The sequence below is a fragment of the Luteibacter sp. genome (assembly GCF_036500425.1).
Lineage (GTDB): Bacteria > Pseudomonadota > Gammaproteobacteria > Xanthomonadales > Rhodanobacteraceae > Luteibacter.
This window is the reverse complement of record NZ_DASYCB010000018.1, coordinates 14,685-39,493: the sequence shown is the minus strand read 5'-3', so window position 1 is coordinate 39,493 and position 24,809 is coordinate 14,685. Positions and strand designations below refer to the sequence as shown.

The 24,809-nt window shown below is 62.0% G+C and carries 19 protein-coding genes; 14 read left to right on the top strand and 5 right to left on the bottom strand.

What is annotated here, in order from left to right; all coding sequences use genetic code 11:
• Positions 1 to 22 precede the first annotated feature (22 nt).
• Positions 23 to 220 carry an antitermination protein NusB gene (locus VGN46_RS04195; protein ID WP_331640954.1) on the bottom strand — a complete coding sequence of 66 codons (198 nt, stop codon included), beginning with the start codon at positions 218 to 220 and terminating at the stop codon, positions 23 to 25.
• 176 nt (positions 221 to 396) lie between these two features.
• Here VGN46_RS04195 and VGN46_RS04190 point away from each other — a divergent pair, with 176 nt between their 5' ends.
• From VGN46_RS04190 to VGN46_RS04135, 12 genes are all read left to right on the top strand, one after another.
• Positions 397 to 1,446 carry a hypothetical protein gene (locus tag VGN46_RS04190; protein ID WP_331640953.1) on the top strand — a complete coding sequence of 350 codons (1,050 nt, stop codon included), beginning with the start codon at positions 397 to 399 and terminating at the stop codon, positions 1,444 to 1,446.
• A gap of 290 nt (positions 1,447 to 1,736) precedes the next feature.
• The gene (locus VGN46_RS04185) at positions 1,737 to 1,886 is read left to right on the top strand and encodes a hypothetical protein (RefSeq protein ID WP_331640952.1); all 150 of its coding nucleotides are present in this window, start codon (positions 1,737 to 1,739) and stop codon (positions 1,884 to 1,886) included.
• Between the two features lie 70 nt (positions 1,887 to 1,956).
• Entirely contained in the window at positions 1,957 to 2,106 is a 150-nt protein-coding gene (locus VGN46_RS04180) for a hypothetical protein (RefSeq protein ID WP_331640949.1), read from the top strand.
• A 168-nt stretch (positions 2,107 to 2,274) separates the two neighbouring features.
• Positions 2,275 to 4,968: a class III lanthionine synthetase LanKC gene (gene lanKC, locus VGN46_RS04175; RefSeq protein ID WP_331640947.1), complete on the top strand. Its 2,694-nt coding sequence runs from the start codon at positions 2,275 to 2,277 to the stop codon at positions 4,966 to 4,968.
• A 5-nt stretch (positions 4,969 to 4,973) separates the two neighbouring features.
• Complete coding sequence (locus VGN46_RS04170) at positions 4,974 to 5,924, top strand: phytanoyl-CoA dioxygenase family protein (RefSeq protein WP_331640944.1); 951 nt, start codon at positions 4,974 to 4,976, stop codon at positions 5,922 to 5,924.
• A gap of 110 nt (positions 5,925 to 6,034) precedes the next feature.
• Positions 6,035 to 7,177 (top strand): efflux RND transporter periplasmic adaptor subunit, encoded by a 1,143-nt coding sequence (locus tag VGN46_RS04165; protein ID WP_331640942.1) that lies wholly within the window; start codon positions 6,035 to 6,037, stop codon positions 7,175 to 7,177.
• A 26-nt stretch (positions 7,178 to 7,203) separates the two neighbouring features.
• On the top strand, positions 7,204 to 7,905 hold the full coding sequence (locus VGN46_RS04160) for an ABC transporter ATP-binding protein (RefSeq protein WP_331640940.1): 702 nt from the start codon (positions 7,204 to 7,206) through the stop codon (positions 7,903 to 7,905).
• Between the two features lie 28 nt (positions 7,906 to 7,933).
• Complete coding sequence (locus tag VGN46_RS04155; RefSeq protein WP_331640939.1) at positions 7,934 to 9,601, top strand: glycosyltransferase family 4 protein; 1,668 nt, start codon at positions 7,934 to 7,936, stop codon at positions 9,599 to 9,601.
• A 5-nt stretch (positions 9,602 to 9,606) separates the two neighbouring features.
• Complete coding sequence (locus tag VGN46_RS04150) at positions 9,607 to 10,638, top strand: glycosyltransferase (protein ID WP_331640937.1); 1,032 nt, start codon at positions 9,607 to 9,609, stop codon at positions 10,636 to 10,638.
• Between the two features lie 11 nt (positions 10,639 to 10,649).
• Positions 10,650 to 13,112, top strand: coding sequence for an ABC transporter permease (locus tag VGN46_RS04145; protein ID WP_331640935.1), 2,463 nt, complete (start codon positions 10,650 to 10,652; stop codon positions 13,110 to 13,112).
• A 43-nt stretch (positions 13,113 to 13,155) separates the two neighbouring features.
• On the top strand, positions 13,156 to 14,955 hold the full coding sequence (locus tag VGN46_RS04140; protein ID WP_331640934.1) for an ABC transporter ATP-binding protein: 1,800 nt from the start codon (positions 13,156 to 13,158) through the stop codon (positions 14,953 to 14,955).
• Between the two features lie 67 nt (positions 14,956 to 15,022).
• Positions 15,023 to 17,092 (top strand): M13 family metallopeptidase, encoded by a 2,070-nt coding sequence (locus VGN46_RS04135; RefSeq protein ID WP_331640933.1) that lies wholly within the window; start codon positions 15,023 to 15,025, stop codon positions 17,090 to 17,092.
• Here the strand turns inward: VGN46_RS04135 and VGN46_RS04130 are convergent.
• Together VGN46_RS04130 and speE are read right to left on the bottom strand one after the other, a co-directional pair.
• Positions 17,052 to 17,708 (bottom strand): hypothetical protein, encoded by a 657-nt coding sequence (locus VGN46_RS04130; protein WP_331640931.1) that lies wholly within the window; start codon positions 17,706 to 17,708, stop codon positions 17,052 to 17,054. The two genes, VGN46_RS04135 and VGN46_RS04130, sit on opposite strands and share 41 nt — an antisense overlap.
• A 230-nt stretch (positions 17,709 to 17,938) precedes the next feature.
• Positions 17,939 to 18,796, bottom strand: coding sequence for a polyamine aminopropyltransferase (speE, locus tag VGN46_RS04125; protein WP_331640929.1), 858 nt, complete (start codon positions 18,794 to 18,796; stop codon positions 17,939 to 17,941).
• A 309-nt stretch (positions 18,797 to 19,105) separates the two neighbouring features.
• Here speE and speA point away from each other — a divergent pair, with 309 nt between their 5' ends.
• Entirely contained in the window at positions 19,106 to 20,992 is a 1,887-nt protein-coding gene (speA, locus tag VGN46_RS04120; protein WP_331640927.1) for an arginine decarboxylase, read from the top strand.
• Entirely contained in the window at positions 20,989 to 21,849 is an 861-nt protein-coding gene (locus VGN46_RS04115; protein WP_331640925.1) for an NAD(P)-dependent oxidoreductase, read from the top strand. Before speA ends, VGN46_RS04115 begins: the two co-directional genes overlap by 4 nt.
• Before the next feature lie 127 nt (positions 21,850 to 21,976).
• On the opposite strand, the gene VGN46_RS04110 is transcribed toward VGN46_RS04115, so the two are convergent.
• Both VGN46_RS04110 and argS read right to left on the bottom strand, forming a co-directional pair.
• A complete protein-coding gene (locus tag VGN46_RS04110; RefSeq protein WP_331640923.1) occupies positions 21,977 to 22,738 on the bottom strand; it encodes an SPOR domain-containing protein in 762 nt (253 codons plus the stop codon).
• Positions 22,738 to 24,426 (bottom strand): arginine--tRNA ligase, encoded by a 1,689-nt coding sequence (gene argS, locus VGN46_RS04105; RefSeq protein ID WP_331640921.1) that lies wholly within the window; start codon positions 24,424 to 24,426, stop codon positions 22,738 to 22,740. Before argS ends, VGN46_RS04110 begins: the two co-directional genes overlap by 1 nt.
• Positions 24,427 to 24,809 lie beyond the last annotated feature (383 nt).

Sequence of the window (24,809 nt, the reverse complement as noted above, 5' to 3'; positions counted from 1 at the left end):
CCTACACAGGGCGGGCGGCGGATCAAAACAGCTTTGCACGAACCTTGGGCATCAGGACCAAGACCAGGGTCCCGATCGGGCCGAGGATGAGCGAAAGCAGGAACCATAGGAGCCCGCTACGGTTCTTGCCTTGGGCAAGACCGGCGTTGATCAGCGAGAGAGTGCCCCAACCGACGAAGAAACCAGCGGGCTGGCTAGTGAGGATGGCGAATTGATCCATTGTAAGCTCCTGTTCTATCGCAGGATTGATGCATCGGTCATGCGGCCGGTAGCTGGCATGTTCCCCCCGCGCTGGCCCCAATGGTAACAATGTCGACCATGTGTGAAGCCAAAGGGCCGCAGCTTCCGTTCATGCTGCGGCCGTATCCTTATCGTTTTATTTCACGGAGATGTCGCATGCGGGGACGCCGCGTCCTAACCCTGGCGGTTGCCAGCCTGCTTTCCCTGCCGGCGCTCGCCGCCACCTCATGGCCGGGGGCACCCGCGGCGGCGCCTGCCAAGGCCGACCAGAAAGCGCAGAAGGACCACACCCAGGCCCTGCTGCAGTTCCAGAAGGATCTGGCGAGCGTGCTGGCGCTGCGTACGGAGGCCGAGCCCCTGCTCGGTGCCGCGCTGCTGGCGCGCCCGCTTCCGAACCCGCCCGAGGTGCTTAGCTACCACGCCCTGCTCGAGCGTGCCTCGCGCAACGCCGATGCCGGCCCCCAGGTCACCTGGGTCCGCCTGGCCGATTGCGAAGCAAAACAGAAGGAGGCCTGCCCGAATCCCGAGGCGGTCACCCAACTGGAGACCCAGGCCCCGGATAATGCGGCGGTGTGGCTGCTCAAGCTCGGTATCGACGAGCACAACGGTGAGACCAGGGCCGCCCGTGCCGATTTGGCCAAGGCGGCCAACGCGAAGACCTACGACGACTACCTCGGCGCGAGCATGAAGGCGCTGGCGAACTCGGTGAGCCAGCTGCCGCCACCGCCGAACACCTTCAACGCCCTGCAGGGCGCCGGCGCCGCCGGCGTGCAGATGGTGATCGTGTTCGGCCTGGCCAGCGCGCAGCCGATGCCGGGCTTCCAGTCCACGGCGAAGTTCTGCGACGACAACAAGGACAACAGCGCCATCGTCGGCGATTGCCTGAAGCTGGCCAAGGTCCTGGAGTGGGGCAGCAGCCCGCTTGGTCGTTCGCTGGGCCTGCACCTGCGCGAGACGCTGTCGACCGATGCCGCCGACCAGCAGTCCGCGAAGGCCGCTCGCCTCAACCTGATCTGGCAGATGCAGCGTTTCGCCCAGCTCAACGTCCAGGCCCAGGGCGACAAGGCTACCGCGCAGAAGCTGCTGGCGTTGGCCCGCAGCGGCGGCACCGAGATGAGCGTGGTGCTTGCGGCGCTGCGCGCCTACGGTATGCCGGCTGAGGCGCCTGCAGGTTGGGAGCCCGCGCATGTCGAGAACAGTAGGTAAGCACACACATTGAATAACCAAAGGGCGCCGTGAGGCGCCTTTTTCTTGTTCGTTTTCGGCCGCTCAACGAGACGTCGATCACATATGGCCGAAATTGCGTAGGTCCTCGCCTACACAAATGTCAGATAACCCTTATTGCGCGTAGTCCATATTCATCGAAAGATTTATTGGGGATTCACAATGGCGGAGTTCGGCCGGATGCCGATTCAGGGGCCACCCAGGCAGAGGGCGTTTCAGTCATCACGAGCCCCATTCGAAGTACTAACCATCAATCAATGTTTGGAGGCTTCATGAACAAGATCCTCGCTCTGCAGAACGTCAATTCCCAGACCGATCCGCTGGATGATGAGCTGTGTTGGTCGACCTGCAGCTCGTCGAACTGCAATTCCTCCTCCGTGTTTGTTCCGTCGGCTGGCGCGACGAACGTCCAGGCTTGCTGATGTCTCGGCGTCCTCTTAATGGGGCGCCAGCAGTTTCCGAACAAACCACCAATCAACGTCAGGAGGTTCCATGAACAAGATCCTTGCACTGCAGAGCGTCAACTCGCAGACCGATCCGCTGGATGATGAACTGTGTTGGTCGACCTGCAGCTCGTCGGGCTGCAATACCTCGTCCGTCTTTGTTCCGTCGGCCGCTGCGACTAACGTGCAGGCTTGCTGATCTGTGGCATCACGCTTGAATTAGATGCCGTTGCACCGGGGGAGGGGTCATTCTCATGGATCCTGACAAGCACCGGTGATTGAAGGACCGTCATCATGGTCGCTGGTACCAGGGCCATGATGGCGTACTCATTTCAACGTACATGGACGCAGAAAAGAAAATACGCCGATGCCTACCATTCCCAAGTTCGCCTATACCTTGAGTCATCCGGAATTTTACGAGTCGCTCGATCATCTCGCTGTGGATGACGACGCTTACTTCCGGGGGGTGAGGTCAGTATTGCCAGAGGCATGGCGTATTGTCCGAAACAGCATCTGGTATCACTGTATTGCGCCCAGTCACACATCGCTCGACCAGGGGTGGAAAATTCACGTATCCGCCGTGACACACACCGTGTCGGATACGCTCAACGCGACACTGCCGGTACTTATGCGGCACGGCGTATCATTCAAATTCGCTGCCGACCCGAACATCCTCTTCCTGCTTACCAGCAAGCAATGGGCGCGCGGTGGGTCTGGCAAGTTCATGACCATTTATCCGCGCAGCACCGAGCACTTCCACGAACTCATCGAGGACCTTCACCAGGCGACGCTGCACCTCGAAGGTCCTTATATCCTGTCGGACCAGCGGTATAAGGAGAGCAAGTGCGTCTTCTTTCGCTATGGTGGCATCTCCGGTCTGTCCGAGCTCAGGATCAAGGGCGACCGGTACGCCTACCTTCTGTCGCCGACAGGCGAGAAAGTCCCTGATCAACGACAGGCGTTCTATCACGTTCCCGCGTGGATCGAAGAGCCCGCGTTCGCTCACGGTGAAGAGCCCGAATCTGACACGCTTACGCTCAACGATGGGCGTTACGAAATCGAGTCCGCGCTCCGTCATACCAACACGGGAGGCATTTACCTCGCACTGGACCGGCAAACTGGCCAGAAGGTGGTGATCAAGGAAGCCCGGCCGAAGACCAATGTGGATGTCAGTGGCGCGGAATCGCTCAATCTGCTTCGCAAGGAGTACCGACTCCTCCAGAAACTGGCAGGTGAGGAGATAGGCCCTCGGCCCATCGATTTCTTCGAGGAATGGGAACACTCTTTCCTGGTCGAGGAATTCCTGGACGGAATGACGCTCCGGCATCACGCGGTGCTGCATAACATCACGCGTACCGTACAGCCAACGAAGGAGGATGTCGCGGAATTCTACGCAGCCTTCAAGCCAGTGTTCATCGGCCTCAACGAGGTCGTGCGGCGTCTGGCGGCGAACGGCGTCGTCTTCCGCGATCTCTCACCCACCAACGTACTCATCCTGAAGGATGGTCGCGTACGACTGGTCGATTTTGAAGCGGCGTCGGAGTTGGGTGTCGATAAGCAAAGCAATCTTTTCACGCCGGGTTTCGCTTCTGCCGATATCTTCAAGGGAGACGCGCCCGAATACGCGAACGACCTGTTCTCCGTCGGCGCGCTTATGTTTGCCTACCTGATGCCCATCCATGCGGCCTTAGGTTTAAGCGATACGATCCATGAACGGTTCATTCCCCTTATTGGAGAAGAATACGGCCTGCCGGAGAGCCTCGTCTCGCTGATCCTTCAGCTGATGGATAAGGATCCGTCACGCCGCCCGCGTGCGGAAGATATCGCACGGGTGCTGGAGGATCCGACTCCGTTCCGTGAGCCCAAGGCCGCTCTCGATGACATCGTGGATCGCGACGAAGCCGACGCCGTGGTCAAGGGCATCGTCCGCTACACCTTGCATCACGCGCGAGTAGATCGGGGTGATCGCTTGTTCCCGGCAGACCCCATGGTCTTTGTCACCAACCCACTGAGTGTGGGCTATGGCGCATGCGGCGTCGCCATGGCGTTGGCGAGGCTGGCAGGTGAGGTGCCCGATGCCATCAGGCAATGGATACTCAACCACCCCGTTACGACCGGGGACTACCCGCCGGGACTCCTGCTGGGCATGTCGGGTATCGCCTGGTCACTACTGGACCTCGGCCACGAGGATGCCGCGCGCGCTATCGTTGAATCAAGCCGCACGCATCCGATGGCGCCCACCTTTGACCTGGCGTATGGCCTGGCCGGCCAGGGCCTCGCGTCACTTCGCTTCCACCTCGCGCTGGGCGAGGCCCGCGACCTGTCTCATGCCGTCGAGTGCGGAGATAAGCTCCTTCTCGCACTGTCGCAGGCCGGCGGGGATGTCAGCCGCGCCTGGAACGGACCCGATGGCGCACTATTCGGCTTATTGCGTGGCGCAAGCGGCATCGCGCTATTTCTCCTCTACCTTCACCTGGCGACCGGCGAGACAAAGTATCTCGATGCCGGGCGAGCAGCGATGGATTTCGACTTGTCCCTGGCGATCCCCATGGATGGCGGTCTGCTCTGGCCGAACCGAACGGGCGCTGAGCGCGCAGTCGTTCCTTATTTCGAGTTCGGTGGCGCTGGCGTGGGTGCTGTGCTGCTTCGCTATCACCGCTTCACGGGTGATGCCCGCTATCTCGATGCACTGATGGGGATAAAGCGAGCTGCTATCCGCCGCTACGCGATCTTTCCCCAGAAGGCATTCGGCTTGGCCGGGCTGGGTGACTTCCTCATCGATATGGCGAATCACGGCATCGACGAGGCGGAATGCATGGCCGGGGCACACCGAGTGGCCCGTGGCGTCCTGCTTTTCCAGCTTGAACGCGAGGGTCAAGGCATCGCGTTCCCTGGCGATGAGCTTTGGAAGATCAGTTGCGACTACCTGACCGGTAGCACGGGAATCGCCCTCTTCATCGCGCGCCTGCACAGCCGCGCCGCGCCGGAGTTCTTCCTTGATGAGCTTTTCGAGAACCAGCGGGATGCTTCCGCGATGGAAACACGCGTCCTTGAGGCTTGAGGGGCATGGCCATGATCGACTTCGCTGAGTTCTCTCGCGAGCTGGATACGCAAGGCTATTTCATCTGGCCTGGCCTCCAGCCGCACGACCTGATCGACGAACACGTCGCGGCATATCGTGCGCTGAACGAGCGTGAGGGCGTCCCGATCGGAGAGGATGTCAGCGCGCTCAGCACGGAGAAGCGAGAGGAGCTCAAGAAGGCCAGGCACGTCTTTCATGAAACCCACGAGGCCACCCGGCAGCTTTTTCATCCCAGAGCGCTCCGCACGTTCCTTGAACAACACTTTGGCGAAGCCGCGGTCATGCGGCAGCCGGAGACCGGCTTCTTCCATCGCAATACGCCGCCACACAATGACAGCCTCGATCTACGTGTATCAAAGGCTGGCACCGAAGTCCGGTTGTGGTATGCGCTGGAAGATATCCACCCCGATGCGGGGCCCATGTACGTGTTACCGGGCACTCATGCCAGCGTCTCCATGTTACTGGAGGAGGCGGTGAACGATGAAAGGCCCGACCTTGTCGGGTTGCTGCGTGAGCAGATGGGTGAAACCAGCGCCACGGCGTTCTACGAGGCAACGCTCCCCCTCTGGCGATATGTGAAGCAGACGAAGTTCGGCCATGCGGCTCAATCCGTGGCCTTGCAGCCTCTTCTTTTGAAGAAGGGCGACGCGGTCGTGTTCCGCTCGGATCTCGTGCACGGTACGTGTCACTGCAACCAGCCTGGCCTGACGCGGTCTTACGCCGTCAGCTATTGGTCTTCGCGTTCCGCTGAGTGGTATCAGTCACGATCTTTCTGGGGCGCGCCGCACGACCATCGCCGGCCCGAGAATGTGATTCCAACCGTAGTTCGTGAGACGCCATACGGGCCCGAAATATCGTTCCAGGCAATGCACGCGGCCTACATGGCCTCCTTTGGGAGGGCGGTAGTAGCGCGTGAGGAAAGCGCCTGCGCTTAGTCTTACAAGAATAAAGGTCTATGGATATTCCACGCACTCCGCCTCGCACCAGGTTTCGGTCTCCCTTGCTCATCGTCGCGGCCGTAGGGCTGATTGGCGCAATCTACTACGTGAGCAGGATCCCGGCGGCGCTTCCGTCGGTGGACCGGGACTCCGTGCTGATCGGCAAGGTAGCGCGCGGTAACCTGGCGATCGAGGTAAAGGCCAACGGGACCCTCGAGCCCGTGGATCTCCGCATCATCACGTCGCAGAACACATGCGTGGTCGCACGTATCCACGAGTACCCCGGCGCGGTCGTTCATCCGGACACGCTGATCGCGGAGCTGGAAAGCCCCGAGCTCGAACAGGCGATGCACGATGCCATGTGGCAGCTGCGTAGCGCCGAGGCGGAGTATGAGCTGCAACACCTCGACCAGAAGACCGTTGTCGACACAGCCGCGGGAGCCGCGAAAGAGGCCAGGGCGAAACTGGACGCCTACCTTCTCCTTGAAAAGAAGGGGCTCTACCAGGACAACAGCATCGATATGCTGCGCGTGCGAGTAGCACTGGAAGAAGCCGACGCACAGCTGGCCGCAGCCCGATCGCGGCTGCGCTTCTTTGAGGGCCGGGGCGAAGGAGGCACGATTGCACCGGCGAAGGCGAAGCTGGAGCAGGCACGCTCGATGTACGCGCTAAAGCAGGCGCAAGTGGCCTCGTTACAGGTTCGGGCCGGTATGGATGGCATTCTCCAGCAGCTGCCTATCCAGGTGGGTGCGCGTTGCACGGTAGGCACTACGCTGGCAATCGTCGCCAAGCCTGCGCCTCTCAAGGCGGTCCTGAAGGTCGAGCAGATCCAGGCGAAAGATGTTCGTGTAGGTCTCCCCGTCGTGGTCGACACCTATAACGGGAAAGTTGATGGCCGCGTCATTCGCGCCGACCCGAGTATCAGGAACGGCACGATGACCGTCGACGTGGCCCTTGGGGGCGAATTGCCGCCGGGCGCGCGACCGGATCTCTCCGTGGAAGGAACCATCCTGGTCGAAAATATCCCGAACGGTGTGTTCGTCAGCCGCCCCAGTCTTGTCCAGGCGCACTCCACCGCCACGGTCTTCCGGCTTACCGAAGACGGCAAGGACGCCGTTAGAACGCAGGTGCATTTCGGGCGTGGGTCTGATACCCGGCTCGAAGTGCTTGATGGCATATCGCCTGGGCAGCAGGTGATCCTCAGTGATACCAGCGCCTGGCATGGTGCCGATCGCATCCGACTCCGTTGATCCCTCCTTCACCCACGGGAAAGCGCATGACATCGCCCCTGATTCATCTCAAGAACGTATCCAAGGTCTTCCTGACGGATGACATGGAGACGCACGCCCTCTCGAACATTTCGTTTGATATTCATGAGGGAGAGTTCGTTTGCATTGCTGGGCCCTCTGGCTGTGGCAAGTCGACCCTTCTATCGATCCTTGGCCTGCTTGACACGCCGTCGCACGGCACCTACCTGTTGAACGGTCGAGCCATGACCGGGCTTTCGAAGGCCGAGAGGACACGGGTGCGGGGAAGCCAGATCGGATTCGTATTCCAGAGCTTTAACCTGATCATGGAGATGTCGGTCAGGGAAAACGTGGAGCTGCCGCTCCATTACGCGAACGTTCCGGCGGCCGAACGGCAGACGCGGGTAAACGAAGTGCTTGAGGCGGTCGGCATGGCACATCGTGCCAAGCATTTCCCGAACCAGCTATCCGGCGGCCAGCAGCAGCGCGTCGCTGTGGCGCGTGCGCTTGTAAGCCGGCCCTCCATTTTCCTGGCCGATGAGCCGACAGGGAACCTGGACTCGGCGCATGGCGAAGCGGTCATGGAGTTGCTGCAGCGCCTTCATCGCGATGGATCGACGATCTGCATGGTTTCCCACGACCCCCGCTTTACCGAACTGGGTGATCGGGTCGTACGGCTTCACGATGGCCGGATGTTCGATGTGGAAACGCCCGTCCTGCAGGCCATTTGAAGCGTTTCACCGTCCAGGGGGATCCACCATGAGTTCTGACTTTGGCGCCATTCTCCTCGATGGAGAACTTCGAGACAGGGAGGCCAGCAAAGCGCCGGGCAGGCCGGAGCGTTTGCAGGGTTTCGATGTCTTCCTTGAGGGCTTCTCCCGCGCGCTATTTACCCGCAGCCAGCACGGGCCCGTGTTGCTTCCACGTGAGGCCCTCCTGGCGTCCCGGGGCACCATGCCTCGCTGGTTTCCCGATGTGCAGGCGAAGGTGCGATCTGTCGCGGCCGGAGACCCACGTGCACTTGATGCCTGGGAGCGCTTGCTGCTGCTTTCCATTGGACCGGAAATGCTCCAGTACGCGTGGATGCGCGAGGATGCTGGGCGTCCCGATTGGCCGATCACGGCAATCCTCCACTCACCGCAGCCGATACCGCGTATCCGCTATCTGTTCACCAACCACCTCTTGGGCACGCTCGGCCGGCATGATGCGCTGGTTTGCCCCAGCCACGCCGCTCGCAAGGTCATCGAGGCGAGCTTCCGCGCCGTCCCGCGAGCGCTGCGCTCCACCGACGACTTGCCTATGGAGCTGCCGGTCATCCCGATGGGTGTCGATAGCGCGGACTGGCAGGCTACCTCGCGTGAGGAAGCACGGCGCGCGCTGGCCCTGCCGGCTACGGGCCCCATCGTGCTTTGGTTTGGCAGGCTGTCACCCTCCGACAAGGGTGAAATGCTGCCCTTCCTGCGTGCACTCGCACCGACCCTCGAGCAGCACAACGCTCGCCTTGTCATGGCAGGCGACGACTCCAGCCACCATCTGGCCGGCACTTTGCGCGAACTCGCGGAAGAGCTGGGATATGGCGAACGCTTTGCCGTCTTTCCGGACGTCACGCGGGCTATGAAGCAGACCCTGTTCCAGGCGGCGGACATCTTTCTTGGCCTCGCATGCACCATGCACGAAGGATTTTCCCTCACCATCGCAGAGGCCATGGCCAGTGGCCTACCGATCATTGCCAGCGACTGGGCCGGGCATCGGGAGTGGGTTGAAGATGGGGTTTCGGGGTACCTGATCCCGACTTACCTCCCTTCGGGCTCCGGGCACAGCGTCATTACGCTCTATGCGGGAGCCGCGCAGGAGAATTACTGGGAGCTGAGCACAGTCACGGATCTTGCCGTGCTACAGCAGACTGTTGATGCCTTGCTGGGCGACTCGCAGATGCGGGCACGCATGGGTGAAGCCGCGCAGCGCTTCGCGCGTGAGACATTCGACTGGGATGTCGTCATGCGGTCGTACGACACGCTCTGGCAAGAGCAGTTCGCGCGCGCGGCCCACCTGCGCCGGCATAGTCCGGTGCGACCACAGGTTTCGCTTCCGGCGATCTTCACTAGCTATCCCACGCGATCCATGCGGGCGACCGATGTGCTGGGCATACCGCAAGGCGCGCCGGGTGACGACTTCCTCCCCGCGCTCGCCGATGCGCGCTATTTCCGGCAGGACGTCTTCCGCCAGATCCTGCGTGCGTTTCATGACCGCGCTGGTAGCGGGAGCCTGACCGACATCACCAGCGACGTACTGGATGCCTTCCCTGGCGCATTGCACTCCTCTGACGTGGAGCGCCACATCGGCCGCCTTCTGAAACACGGGTTGCTCGAGATGGCCCGCGAGGCCTCGTCGACGTCGCCTCTCCCCCTCACTGTCAACGCGAACTGAATGCCATGAGCCGACTGAAGATCAGCTACTCCCTCACGCGCCGCAGCAGCCAGTCGCGCATCGCTTCCGCCTATCTGGAGATGCTCGCCACCGAGCACGACATCATCGGCATGCAGGATGCCGCAGACCTGGTAATCGTCCACCATCCGCCACGCAACTACGAGACGGTTTACGCCCTGCACCCCGCGCTGAAGGATCGGTACGTGGTCTCGTGCTGCGTCCCGCATGCCGAGGATGTGCCCGATCTGTGGAAGCGTAACCTGGAGCGCGTGCAAGAGGTCTGGACACCGTCCGAGTTCTGCCGGCAGGCACTGGTTCCCTACCATCCCAATGTTGTCGTGATGCCCTACGTAATAGAGCGCGATCTCGCGATTTCCACCGAGGCGAGGACGGGTGTCTCGCGCATGATAGGGTTCGATCCGGACTTCGTGTACTTCCTCATGATCGCTCCGCTGGAAGAACCAAGGAAGAACATCCCGGCCCTTGTCGAAACATTCAAGCGCGTGTGCGGGGACATGCCTCGCGCCCGGCTTGTGATCAAGGCATCGACATCGGACGTCCCATCCTGGGTGTCGCATCCACAGATCATCTTTCTACCGCTGCAGATGCCGTTCGACTACATATCCGCGCTGCATGAACTGAGCACGATTTATGTGTCCGCCCACCACGCCGAGGGGTGGGGGGTGACCATCTCCGACGCGATGCTCTTTGCGAAACCGGTTATAGCGACAGGCTATTCGGGGAACCTCGAGTACATGAACGAACACAATGCATTTCCCATTCGCTACACGCATGGTGAGGTGGCCGATATTCCCGCGCCTGGCATCGCGGTCGATCCGGGCATGCGGTGGTCTGAGCCGGATACCGAGCACCTGGCGGAACTTCTCCTGGACCTGTACAGCGCGCATGGCGACACGCGCGTGCAGGACAAGGTGAAGCGTGCCACCACGGACATTCGTCGATTCAACCGGGATGCGGTCCAGCGGATCATTAACCAGCGTGTTGAGGAGATTGCGCATGAATTCCAGGCATCCTGAGGGCACGTGATATGACGAACGCATCTGATCGCGGCCCGAGTGCGTGGCGCACGTTCTGGTCCCTGTCCTGGATATTCGATTTACGGTTCAGCTGGCGAATGATGCGACGGTACCCGTTGTTCGCCGCCGCGGCGGTGGCAACGCTTGCCTTGGGTATCGGCGCCAACACGGCAATTTTCAGCGTTGCCTACGGGTTGCTGATGCGACCGCTTCCGTATACGCAGCCCGAGCAGATCGTGCAGGTGTGCACCACCTCACAGGACGGCGTTGACGAATTGACCGTAACGGCGGATGAGCTGGGTTTCCTGCGTGGGCAGGATACCCCGCTGCAGGCGATCGGGGCTTACAGCCCCGCGAGCTTCAACGCCACGTTCGGTGATGCTCCAGAGCACGTCAACGGCTATTACGTATCCCATGATTATCTGCACGTGCTGGATATCCATCCCGTGTTGGGGCGCGACTTTCTTCCAGAAGAGGACCGCGGTACCGGCGCACGCGTTGCGCTCATCGGTTATCGGCTGTGGCAGCGGATGACGGGTGGCGATACAAGTGTCCTTGGCCGCACCTTGCAGCTAGATGGAACGGCCTACACGGTGATCGGCGTCCTTCCGGCCGATTTCGAGAGGAGTTCGCCCTCCTTCACCCACGGGAGCAATGAGGTTTGGTTACCGCTGGCTCTTGTCTCAACGACCGTGGGAGCCGGGGAGAACATCGGACTGCTTGGGCGGACCGCGGACGGCGTTACCATGGCCCAGGCCCAGGCGCGCATGGCCGGGATCACGACGGCTTTCCGCGCCCGCTTCCCGGGCGATATGTCACCCGAGACATCGATACAGCTGATCTCTTATCGCGCGTGGCTGGGTGACAATGTGCGCACTATCCTGCTTGTCCTGTTCGGGGCTGCGGGCTTCGTTCTGCTGATCGCCTGTGCAAACGTCGTTGGCCTGTTGTTGAGCCGCGCTGAAGGACGTCGCCACGAAGTTGCCGTTCGCATGTCAGTGGGTGCAGGACCGGTCCAGCTATTACGTCAGTTCGTCGCTGAAAGTGTCATCCTCGCGCTGTTGGGCACGACGGCCGGCGTCATCCTTTCCATCCTTTGCCTCAAGGGGCTCCTGGCATTGAGCCCGCAGGAGCTCCCGAGGCTTAAAGATATCCACGTTGATGGATGGGCACTCGGCTTCTCGGCTCTGGTCGGATGCATCGCTGCCCTCGTCTTTGGCATGGCGCCGGCATACCGGGTCATGCGGATGGAGCTCCTCGGCGTGCTGCAGGAAACGCAGGGAACCGGCGGAAAGCACCCGATGCGTGTGCGGCGTTCACTGGTGGTGGTCCAGATCGCCTTGTCCCTCGTGCTCCTCATTGGTTCGGCGCTGCTGTTTCAAACGTTTCGCAATGTTGCCAACCAGGATCCGGGCATCCGGAAGGAAAGTGCGGTAGCCATACCCGTTTTCTGGACGGCGCCCAACGTTGCCGAGGCGAAGCAAACGTTCACGGCTGCGCTGGAGCACTTGCGGGCGGCGGGCCTGGGGGATGACGCGGCGATCGTCGCGGCGGGCCTCCCCTTCGAACGTGGTGGCAACATGAACGTCAGATCCACGCGTTCAACCGACAAGGTAAACGCCTCCTTTAGTATGGTGACGCCTTCGGTTCTCGACGTCCTTGGTATTCCGCTTCGCCAGGGACGTGCGTTTACGGATGCCGATGACGCGGGCAAGGTGCCCGTCGCGATCATCAACGAGACGTTCGCGCACCGCATGTTCCCCGATGGAACCGCCCTGGGGCGAACCATACAGATTGGCGTAGGTGACCCAGCTCGCGAAATTGTTGGCGTCATCGGTGATGTTCGCTCCCGGCTGGACCAGGATCCCCCCGCTGCAGTAATGATTCCTCTTGCCCAGGCACAGTACGACGTACTGACGCTTTTCAGTACATGGTTCCCTGTGCAGGCGGTGCTCCATTCGAAGGATTGGAGCCCCGCCCAATCCGCCGCGGCCGTCGATGCCTTGAGAACGTCCGCGCCGGGCTTCGCCGTCGGTACCCCACGCACGGTGACGGAGATCCTGTCGACGTCCATGGCAACGCGGCGCTTTCAGCTTGTGCTGCTCGGCAGTTTCTCATTGCTCGCCACCCTTCTGGGCATGATCGGTATCTACGGGGTGATGGATGAAAACGTCACGGCCCGCATGAGGGAGATCGCGATCCGGAAGACCATTGGCGCGTCCACGGGCTCGATCCTCAGGCTCGTGTTCGGGTATTCGCTGAAGATCATCGCCATTGGTTTGATTGTCGGCGTCATAGCGTCACTCTCGCTTACCCGTCTGCTGCAGGGCTACCTGTTCGGAGTGAGCACTCTCGATCCCCTGGTGTTTGTCGCGATGGCGGCATGCCTGCTCGTGGTAGCGCTTATCGCCGCGCTGGTGCCCGCCGTTCGCGCGGCGCGGCTCGATCCCATGCGCGTGCTTCATCGAGGATGATGCGTAAGTGACGAGCCCTGGCGCCGCAGCGACGAAGAAGACCATGACCTGGCGGGAGCGTGCGATCAGCCTCCGCCACGTCTTGCCCTTGCTTGGCATGGTGTGGGAGACGAGCCCGGCTCTCACGCTCGGCACGCTGATACTTAGGGCGGCTAGTTCGGTGGCGCCGATCCTGCAGCTCTGGGTGGGCAAACTGATCATTGACGCGGTCGTGCACGCCATCATGGCGCCGAAGCCGGATGGCCACCTGGTGTGGATCTATCTTGGCATCGAAGCGATGCTCGTTGCGGGCAATGACCTCTTGACGCGGGCGACCACGCTCTGTGACAGCCTGCTGGCTGACAAATTCAACAACCACACCAGCCTGCGCATCATGGCGCACGCCCAGGCGATGGATCTGTCGTGCTTCGAAGATGCCACTTTCTACGACAAGATGGAGAGGGCTCAGCAGCAGACGGTGACGCGTACCCGGTTATTGGTCGTTCTGGGCGGCATGGCACAACAGCTTATTACCCTGTTTTCCCTCGGCGTAGCGATCATCGCGTATTCGCCCATTTTCCTCGTTCTATTGCCGACCGCGATATTGCCGTCGTTCTGGGGCGAGGCCCGCTTCGCCATGCTTTCGTACTCGTTACTGCATGGACAGACGCCGGAACGCCGCGAGCTCGACTACCTCCGGTTTCTTTCGACCAACGATAAAAGCGCGAAGGAAGTGAAACTCTTCGGCCTGGGTAGCTACTTGCTCTCCCGGGCACGAAACCTGTTCGAGCGCTTCTACGTGGACAACCGCCACCTATCCGTTCGTCGTGCCTCCGTCGGTGCGCTGCTCGGCCTTGTGCCCATCGCGGGGTATTACCTCGGGTATGTCCTTATCCTTATGCGCACACTGGACCACACACTCAGCGTCGGTGAGCTGGTCTTCGTCTCCGGTGCATTCATGCGAATGCGTTCGGTCGTAGAGAGCGTGTTTTCTGCCTTGACCCTGGTTGGCGAGCACGCGCTTCACATCAAGGACCTGTTCGATTTCTTCGCGGTCAAGCCGACGATTGTTTCGCCGCCTTCGCCAGTGACCTTTCCTCGACCCATTCGCTCCGGTTTCGAGTTCAGAAACGTCAGCTTCGCCTACGCGGGTTCATCGAAGCCGGTACTCAAGAACGTCAGCTTTCGCCTTGGCGCGGGTGAATGCCTCGCGCTCGTGGGCGAGAACGGCGCGGGGAAGACCACACTGGTCAAGCTCATGGCAAGGCTTTATGAGCCGACCGAAGGGCAGATCCTCCTCGATGGCGTGGATTTACGAGATTACTCGCAAGAAAGCCTGCATCGCGAAATCGGCGTGGTCTTTCAGGATTTTGTGCGCTATGACTTCCTGGCAAGGGAAAACATCGGCCTTGGTCAGCTGGACGCCATAGACGATGATCAAAGAATTCGATTCGCCGCGGAAAAGAGTCTGGCTGATCAGGTCATTGAACGGTTGCCGCATGGGTATGACCAGATGTTAGGGCGCCGGTTCGATGAAGGACTGGATCTCTCCACGGGCCAGTGGCAGAAGATCGCTTTGGCGCGTGCCTACATGCGCGATGCGCAAATTCTCATTCTTGATGAGCCGAGTGCCAGTCTGGATGCGCAGGCAGAACACGATATTTTTAAACGTTTTGGTGAACTCACTCAAAAGAAGACAACCCTGCTGATCTCCCACCGCCTTTCTAGTGTGCGTATGGCGGATCGGATCCTCGTGCTTGCCAATGGCTGTGTTCGTGAAGAGGGGACGCACGAGCAGCTGATGGCGAGTGGTGGCCGTTACTCCGAGCTATTCTCACTGCAAGCATCCGGTTATCTGGGCTGAACGCCGACATTGGCTCGCGCGACAGGTATGTGCGCCTGGGGCCATAGAACCCTTGAAGGATTCATCGATGACACGTTTCCATCCTCTGAAAGCGACGGCATTCATCGTACTGGCCGTGGTGCTCTTTTCCGTCCGTGAGGCGCCGGTAAAGGCCGCGCCGCCGGGAGGCGGTTCGGTATTCGATGTGCGCGAACTCGATGAACACTCGAATGCCTGTGAGAACCTTGACACTTTTGTGAACCGGAAGTGGATCGCGGCGAATCCGATCCCCGACGACCACACGAGCTGGGGTGCCTTCGACCAGTTGATGGAGCGTAACCTCGGCATCCAGCACGATATCGTCGAGGATGCAGCGCTTCATGCGGACCAGGCGGCGCGGGGATCGGTCGCACAGAAAATTGGCTGGCTCTACCGCGCGGGCATGGACGAGTCGGCGCTGGAAAAGGCGGGAGCAGATCCCGTCAAACCAGCGCTGCGCGCCATTGCACGCCTGGATACGTCTGAAGAGATTGCCGGTTACATACTCAAGGGCTTCGTCGCTGGCGAACAACACGTGTTCAACTTTGGGTCGGGTGCCGATCTTGAAGACGGGACGAAGCAGATAGGTTTCGCTACGCAGGGCGGGCTAAGCCTCCCGACGCCGGCCTACTATGTCGATGCACGATACGCTGACATCCGGGCTGCGTTCACGGATTACGTGTCGCGCTCGCTTGAACTCAGTGGCATACCCCAGGCGGACGCGGCGCGGGAGGCTGCCGATGTGATCGCGCTGGAAACGCAGATCGCGAGTGCGTCACTATCGGCCGCTGAACTTCGAAATCCCGCCAACGTCTACCATGTCGTGTCGATAGACGAAGCGTCACGGGTCACGCCTCATTTCAACTGGAAGGCGTTCTTCGCTGGCCAGCACCTTGCGGTGGATACCTTCTCGCTCTCGCAGCCAAAGTTCTTCGCCGAGTTTGACCGGCTATTGGCCAGCGCACCGCCGCGCCAGTGGCAGGCTTACCTGCGGTTCCACACAATCGACGACGCCTCGCCGTACCTTAGCAACGCATTTGCCGCAAATCGATTTGCGTTCTATGGAAAAGCTCTTTCTGGACAGCCGGCTGAGTCCGCACGCTGGAAACGCGTGTTGGGAGTGGTAAATGAATCGATGGGGCAGGCTCTTGGGCAGCTGTATGTCGCCAGGGAGTTCTCGCCGGCTGCAAAGCAGCGGGCTGAGGCCTTGACTGTCCACGTGCTTGCCGCTCTGAAGCAGCGCATTGAGAATGCTGACTGGATGACAGCCGAGACCCGGCGAAAGGCAATCGAAAAATGGAGCCTGATGGTGGCCAAGGTGGGCTATCCGGACCACTGGCGACCCTGGGACGGCCTGGTGATCCAGCCGGGTGATTACTACGGCTCCGTCATGGCCGCGACCAGGTTCAATTATGAATACGACATTGGCCACATTGGTAGGCCGACCGATCGTAGCGAGTGGGATATGCCACCCCAACGGGTCAATGCCTACTACTCGCGCAGCACGAACACGGTGAATCTGCCCGCCGCGATCCTGCAGCCGCCTTTCTTTTACGAGGGTGGCGACGATGCGATTAATTACGGTGGCGCGGGGGCGCTGATCGGACACGAAGCGACCCATGGCTTTGATGATCGCGGGCGCCAATACGACGGGAACGGGAAGCGGGCCGACTGGTGGACCGCCGAGGATGAAACGGAGTTCAAGCGACGCGCGTCGATACTGGTCGACCAGTTCAATAGCTATGCGCCGATCAAGGAAAAGCCCGATCTACATGTCAATGGTGAACTCACGCTGGGCGAAAATATCGCTGATCTGGGCGGGCTGAACATTGCCTACGATGCGCTGGAAAATGCCCTGGCAAGCAATCCGGCCGAAGCCAGGAAAAAAATCGATGGCTACACCCAGGAGCAGCGCTTCTTCATCAGCTCGGCGCGTATCTGGCGAAACAACATCCGCCCGAAGAGCGCGGAGGTGCTGCTCAACGCGGACAAGCACGCGCCGACCTCCTTGCGGGCAATTGTCGCGCCCTCAAATTCCGCGGCATTCGCCGCGGCGTTCAAGTGCGGCAAGACGGCCCCTATGGTGCGCCCGGCTGAGAAGCAGGTGAAGATATGGTAGGGCTGCCGCTGATGGTCTTTACCGAATGGCCATCGGCATCGAGGAACGTTATTTCAGCTTCTCCTTTGGCGCCGACGCTGATTTCCACACGTTTTTTTCCGTTGGCATCCATGAGGGAAAGGCGTGACGCGCCATCAGCTGTTCGGCCCGCCCACAGGCGTCGCTCACCCTGCCCGTTTTCCTGGCTGTCTGAGATGACCAGACCGGCCATGTGGTTCTCTTTATCGTCGACACCGAGAAGCTGGACGACCTGATTTGCGTTATAGCGATCAAAGGAAAGGCTGCCTCCTGCATCGACGACATCGCCCTTTGCATCGCGCCGTCCACCGAAGATAAGTCCACCGTTCTCGGTGCCTTCGTCATTGAAAAATAACATGCCAGCCTGCGGGCGATCGACTTTGGGCTGCTCATTGCCGCGCACGATGACACCGGGCAGTTTCGTGCTGTTCGCAATGACCATGCGCAGCGTCCCATCTGGCTCGCGCAGGTTGATGCGCTGAACGTTGATTTCATCGAACGTAGGGGCGCCGACCCGCGCGAAACCAGTGAGCAAGGCCACCACGACCGCGGCCGTGAGGATGCTCGTGTAAACGATAAGGACTCGCTGGCCAAGCATTGCGATTCTCCGTGGTAAGTATTCGCTGCCTTAAGATTGCCTTGTTCAGTCAGGAAAAGAAAAGGGCGCCTGAAGGCACCCTTTCATTCTGCAGACCTTATTTGGTAGTAAACGTCGATCGTATGGCGGGCAAAGAAATGGGCGCCTCCGGGGCGCCCATCGTCTTTTGCAAGAACCATCGCGCGCAAGCGCGCTCCTACAGGTGTGGAGCGCGCTTGCGCGCGATGTTCTTACTCGCCCAGCTGCTCGCGCATGAATTCCGGCTGGGCCAGCGCGGCCTTGTGGGTGTCGGCGTTGTAGTACTTGGTCGGGAAGCCCTTGCTGATGGCGCCGCGCTCGCGGAAGCCGGACAGGTCGCCATCCTTGCGGGCCATGGTGCAGCTCCACCAGCCGGTGGGATAGCACGGCTGCGGGAACGGCAGGGTACGCACGGCCTTGAAGCCGGTGGTACGCATGGCCGAGCGCATCGACTTGATCAGCTCGATGTGGGCCAGCGGCGATTCCGACTGCTGGACCAGGATGCCGCCGTGGCGCAGGGCCTTGAAGCAGCTGCCGTAGAAGGCGGCGTTGAACAGGCCTTCGGCCGGGCCGACCGGGTCGGTCGAATCCACGATGATCAGGTCGATCGATTCCGGATCCGCTTCGGCCATGTACTTGATGCCGTCGATGAAGAGCAGCTCGGCGCGCGGATCGTTGTTCGCATCGCACAGTTCCGGGAAGTACTCCTCGGCGAGGCGGGTGACGCGCTCGTCGATCTCGACCTGGGTCGCCTTCTCCACTTCCTCGTGCTTGAGCACCTCACGCAGCGTGCCGCAATCGCCGCCGCCGATGATGACGACGCGCTTGGCGCGGGCGTGGGTGAACAGCGCCGGGTGGGTCATCATCTCGTGGTAGAGGAAGTTGTCACGGCTGGTGAGCATGACGCAGCCGTCGATCACCATGAGGTTGCCCCAATCGGTGGTCTGGTAGATCTCGATCGTCTGCCACGGGGTCTTTTCCGCGTGCAGGAGGCGCTCGACGCGGAAACCGATGGAAGAGCCCGACGCCTGATGGGCCTCGGTAAACCAGCTGAGCTGCTGCTGCGACATGACGCGTGATCCTGGAAGCGGGTAGGGGGTGTAAACCGGAGATTGTACCGGCTCCGGGGCAAAAAGCGGCCAAGTCCCTGACCAATAAACCTTGTAGGCCTTCGTCGACCGATACACCGATGTCATTCAGGCCCGCTACAATAGAAGGTCAGCCACCGTCGTTATTGGACGGTTGGCCCCGCCTGGTCGGCCCCGCGGCGTGCGAGGCTCCCGGCCGCCCAGGCCCGTTCTACGTCAAGGTTCGCCGCTGCGACTGTTCCGCGCTCCCCCACGGGGGACACGACAACATCACCTGGAGACCGCCTCCCCATGGCGAACTGGACTATCGATCGCGCCAAGCTGACCTACGCGATCCCCCACTGGAGCAACGGCTACGTCGATGTGGCCGCCGACGGCCACCTGCAGATGCGCCCGTGCGGTGACGAGGGCCCGACCCTCGACCTGCCGGCCATCGTGGCCAAGGCCACGGCCGAGGGCCTGCGCCTGCCACTGCTCGTCCGCTTCCCCGATATCCTGGCCGACCGCCTCCGCAAGCTGCAGGAAGCCTTCGGCAAGGCCATCGATGACGCCGAGTACGCCGGCAAGTACACGGCCATCTACCCGATCAAGGTGAACCAGCAGCGCGGCGTAGTCGGCGAGCTGGTGGCCGCGGGCGAGGAAGGCTTTGGCCTCGAGGCCGGCTCCAAGCCGGAGCTGATGGCTGTGCTGGCCTATGCCCGCCCGGGCAGCATGGTGGTCTGCAACGGTTACAAGGATCGCGAATACGTGCGCCTTGCACTGATTGGCCGCAAGCTCGGCCTGCGCGTGCACATCGTGGTGGAAAAGCTCTCCGAGCTTGACCACGTGCTCGCCGAGGCCAAGGCGCTGGACGTCGAGCCGCTGCTCGGCGTGCGCGTGCGCCTGGCCTCGATCGGCGCCGGCAAGTGGCAGAACACCGGGGGTGACAAGGGCAAGTTCGGCCTGAGCCCGGGCCAGGTGCTCGAGCTGATCGAGCGCCTGGATGCCGCCGGCCTGAAGCACACCCTTCGCCTGCAGCATTTCCACATGGGCTCGCAGATCTCGAACGTCCGCGATATCGCCGCGGGCATGCGCGAAGCCGTGCGTTACTTCGTCGAGCTGCACCGCCTGGGCGTACCCATCGATGTGGTGGACGTGGGCGGCGGCCTGGGCGTGGATTACGAAGGCACCCGCTCGCGCAGCTTCAATTCGATCAACTACAGCCTCGGCCAGTACGCCGCCAGTGTCGTACAGCCGATCGCGGAAGCGGTCGCGGAGTACGGCATGCCCGCGCCGACGATTTTTACCGAATCCGGCCGCGCCATGACTGCGCATCACGCCGTGATGGTGGTGAACGTCAGCGAGGTGGAAGAGGTGCCACCCGGCGCGATCGGGGAGCCGCGCACCGACGAGCCCGCCGTGCTGCGCCACCTGCGTGAAACCCACGCCGAGCTGGACGAGCGCCCGCCGCTGGAGCTGTTCCACGAAGCGCAGCACCACTTCGCCGAGGGCCAGGCGCTCTACGCACTGGGCCAGCTCGACCTGCGCGACCGCGCCACGCTCGATGACCTGTTCTACGCGATCGCCAATGCCGTGCGTCCGCGCCTGCTGCCCGCCGAGCGCGCGCATCGCCAGGCGCTGGATGATCTCGACGAGAAACTGGTCGACAAGTACTTCGTGAATTTCTCGGTGTTTGAATCGGTGCCGGATATCTGGGCGATCGACCAGATCTTCCCGATCGTGCCGATCTCGCGCCTGGACGAAGAGCCGACGCGTCGTGGCGTCATCGCCGACCTCACCTGCGACTCGGATGGCCGCATCGACCATTACGTGGACGCCGAAGGCGTGGATGTGAGCTTGCCGCTGCATTCGTTGAATGAGGGCGAGTCGTACCGGCTCGGCATCTTCATGGTCGGCGCGTACCAGGAAACCCTGGGCGACATCCACAACCTGTTCGGCGACACCGATGCCGTGAACGTTCGCGCCACGGCCTCGGGCTACGAGTTCGCACACATTCGTCGGGGCGACACCACGGACCTGATGCTCGATTACGTTGGTTACGACGTAAAGGCGCTGCGCCAGACGTATGCCGATCGCATCAAGGCGGCGGGCATCGAAGGCGATGTCGCCGATGAACTCGCCGCGTCGCTCGACAAGGGCCTCACCGGTTACACCTACCTGGCGGAAACCACGCGATGACACTGAAAGCTGCATTCATCGGGCTGGGTGCCATGGGCGCCCCGATGGCCGGCCACCTCCACGCCAGGGGCCTGTTGGCCGCCGTGGGTAACCGCACGCAGGCGCGTGCCGATGCGCTGGCGAAGGAACTTGGCGTGCAGGCGCCCGATCTGGCCACCATCGGGTCGACCTGCGATGTCATCGCGCTTTGCGTGAGCGCCGATGCCGATGTGATCGGTGTTGTCGAAGCGCTGGCGCCTTCGCTGAAGCAGGGCACGGTGGTCATTGACCATTCCACGGTCTCGCCGGATACGGCGAAGAAGGCCGCGCGCATCATCGGCGACGCCGGTGGCGTGTTCCTCGATGCACCGGTGTCCGGTGGTGTCGAAGGTGCGAGGAACGGCAAGTTGTCGGTGATGGTGGGCGGCGAGGCCGAGGTGCTGGAGAAGGCACGCCCGGTGCTGGAGGCGTACGGCCTCCGCGTGACCCACATGGGCCCGGTCGGCAGCGGCCAGGCCACGAAGGCGGTGAACCAGGTGCTGGTCGCAGGCATCGCCCATGCCGTGACCGAAGGCCTCGCCCTTGGCGAAGCGCTCGGGCTCGATGCCGAGCGGCTGATCCCTACGCTAGGTGCCGGCGCGGCCGGCAACTGGTTTCTCGAAAAGCGTGGCGCCACCATGCTGCGCAACGAGTTCTCGGTCGGCTTCAAGCTGGCGTTGCTGCACAAGGACCTCGGTATCGTCCGCGGCATCGCCAGCGATGCCGGTACCGACCGCACGATTATCGAACAATCGCTGGCGGATTTTGCCCAGCTGATGTCCGAAGGCTACGGCGACGACGACATCTCCGCGCTGATCCGGCTAAAGCGCAAGAGCTAAACAAAAAACCCGCCGAAAGGCGGGTTTTTCTTGCTTTATGTAGGAGCGCGCTTGCGCGCGATGGGTGCTAGCCGCAAAAACCGGAGATTGCCGCGTCGCCGATCGCGCGCAAGCGCGCTCCTACAGGTTAGCTGCCCTCTTTGAGGGCGATGGCGTTGATGCCGGCCGACTGCAAACGCTGCTTCGTGCTTTCCAGTTCGGTGGCCGACTTGAACGGCCCCAGGCGGACGCGGTTATACGTTTGCGTGCCGACCTTCACCGGCTGCACGTTGGCGATGAAGCCTTGCAGGGCCAGCTTGGCCTTCAGTGCCTCGGCATCCGCTGCGCTGGGGAACGCACCCACCTGTAGCAGGTAACCGCTGCCCGCCGAGGCGGCCGGTGCCTGCGGCTGTGCCGGCGCAGCGGTAACCGTCTGCGTTGTTGCCTTGGGCAGGTTCGCGGTGGCGGCATCGACCTGTTGCTTCTGCTGCGCGGCCGCGGCGGCCTGGGCCTGCTGCGCGGCCTGCGTCTGCTGCTGCGCGGCGGCTTGCTGTTGCTGGCTCTGCTGCGCCTCGGCCTTGGCCTGGGCGTGGATCTCGGCATCCGGGATCCGCACTTCCTTCTCGGAAAGCACCGAGTAGAAATCGTAGGAAGGCTTGCGCGGCTTGTCCTTGTCGCCCTTCTCCGGTTCGGCCTGATCGGCGACGCCCGGCTCACTGGCTTTCTGCGCGGTGGCCTGCGGGTTCGGCTCGGGGCCATCCTTCTTCATGGGCATGAAGCTGCCCTTCATGGCGAAGGCCATGAGCAGGGCACCGGCAAGGATGCCGATCAGCGCCCAGCCCCAGCCCGGCATGCCGCCGGAACTGTTGCGGACCGCCTGACGGCCTTTGCCCTTCTTGCGTGTTGCCATTACATGCTCTCCGGGGCGCTGATGCCCAGCAGGTCGAGGCCGTTGCGAAGGACCTGCTGCGTCGCAGCCACCAGGGTGAGGCGGGCATCGCGCAGGTCGGCGTCGTCAACGATCCATTTGTGCTCGTGATAGTAACTGTGCAGGGCGCCCGCGAGTTCACGCAGGTATTGCGCGATCAGGTGCGGTTCCAGATTGATGCCAGCCGCTTCGACCACTTCCGGGTAACGCGACAGTTCCACCATGAGCGCCTGCTCATGCTCGGTATCGAGCAGGGGCAGCTTCGCGATGCCGTTGCCGCGATCGGTGCTTAGGCTGCGATCAGCCAGCTCACGGAACACGCGGCACGCGCGGGCATGTGCGTACTGGATGTAGTAAACCGGGTTGTCGTTGCTCTGCGAGCGGGCCAGGTCGATATCGAAGACGAGCTGCGAGTCGGCCTTGCGCGCGATGAGGAAGTAGCGCGTGGCATCGCGGCCCACTTCATCGATGAGATCGCGCAAGGTGACGTATGAGCCGGCACGCTTGGAGATCTTCACCTCTTCACCGCCCTTCATCACCGTGACCATCTGGTGCAGGACATACTCCGGCCAGTTCTTCGGGATGCCGGCGTCGAGCGCCTGCAGGCCGGCCTTCACGCGGGCCAGCGAACCGTGGTGGTCGCTGCCTAGTTCGGTGATGGCGCGCTCGTAGCCGCGCTGCCACTTGGTGCGGTGGTAGGCCACGTCGGGCAGGAAGTAGGTGTAGGTGCCGTCGGACTTGCGCATGACGCGGTCCTTGTCGTCACCGAAATCCGTGGAGCGCAGCCACAGCGCGCCGCCTTCTTCATAGGTGTGGCCGTGGGCGACCAGCTCGCGCACCGTCTCGTCCACCTTGCCTTCGCCATAGAGCGACGACTCGAGGTAGTAAACATCGAACGAGACGCCAAACGCCTTCAGGTCCAGGTCTTGCTCGTGGCGCAGGTAGGCCACGGCGAAGCGGCGCACGTCGTCGAGGTTGTCGGCATCGCCGGTCGCAGTGACGGTCTCGCCATCGGCTTCGACCGATTCCTTCGCCAGGAAGGCGCGGGCCACCTCGGCGATGTAATCGCCGCGGTAGCCGGATTCCGGCCAGCCCGCTTCATCCGGGCCGATGCCTTTCGCGCGGCACTGGGTGGACAGGGCCAGGTTGGCGATCTGGACGCCGGCGTCGTTGTAGTAGAACTCGCGCGCCACCTTGTAGCCGGTGGCCTCGAGCAGGCGGCTGATGCTGTCGCCGATGGCCGCCGCGCGGCCGTGGCCGACATGCAGCGGGCCGGTGGGGTTGGCCGACACGTACTCGACGCCCGCCGTGCGGCCGCCGCCATCGCGGTTCTGGCCGTAGCGGCCGGTCTCAGCCAGGGCGCGGTCGATCTCGGCATGGAACGCCGCCGCCGCCAGGAAGAAGTTGATGAAGCCCGGGCCAGCGATCTCGACCTTGCCGACCAGCGGCGAGGCCGGGAAGGCCTCGACCAGATCGGTGGCGATATCGCGCGGCTTCCGGCCGGCGGCCTTGGCCATCATCATCGCGACGTTCGTGGCGAAATCGCCGTGCTCACGGCTACGGGTACGCTCGATCACGAAAGCCGGGGCCACGAAATCGGACGGCAGCTTGCCGGACTCACGCAGGGCGCCAATGGCCTGCAGGACGAGTTGTTTGAGCTCTTGTTTCACAGGCTTCGCGACACGGATATGGAACCGGTAATCCTAGCAGAAAGGGGCTATGCGGCCGGTCGGGCCCGGCAAGGGCGAGTTCTGCAAAGGCCTGTGGATAACTCTGTGGGCAAAGGGCGGCGGCGGGCGGCGCGAAGGGTCTTCCCGTTCCGTGACATCACCCCGTAACAAGCTAAACAGTTTAGGGTCAGTGACTTAGGAGGCTGACCTGCGTCGGGACAACAGCTGTGACGGCCAACTGAAAAAAACCGCGAATGTGCATAAGTCGGAAATTGCAAGTCCGGCAGCTACCCGGAACCGGCACGTCACGGGCCTGTCATTGACCGCTGTCACACTTTCCTTCGTGCCCGGTGTCTCCCCGGCCCATGGCACACAGGGTTATC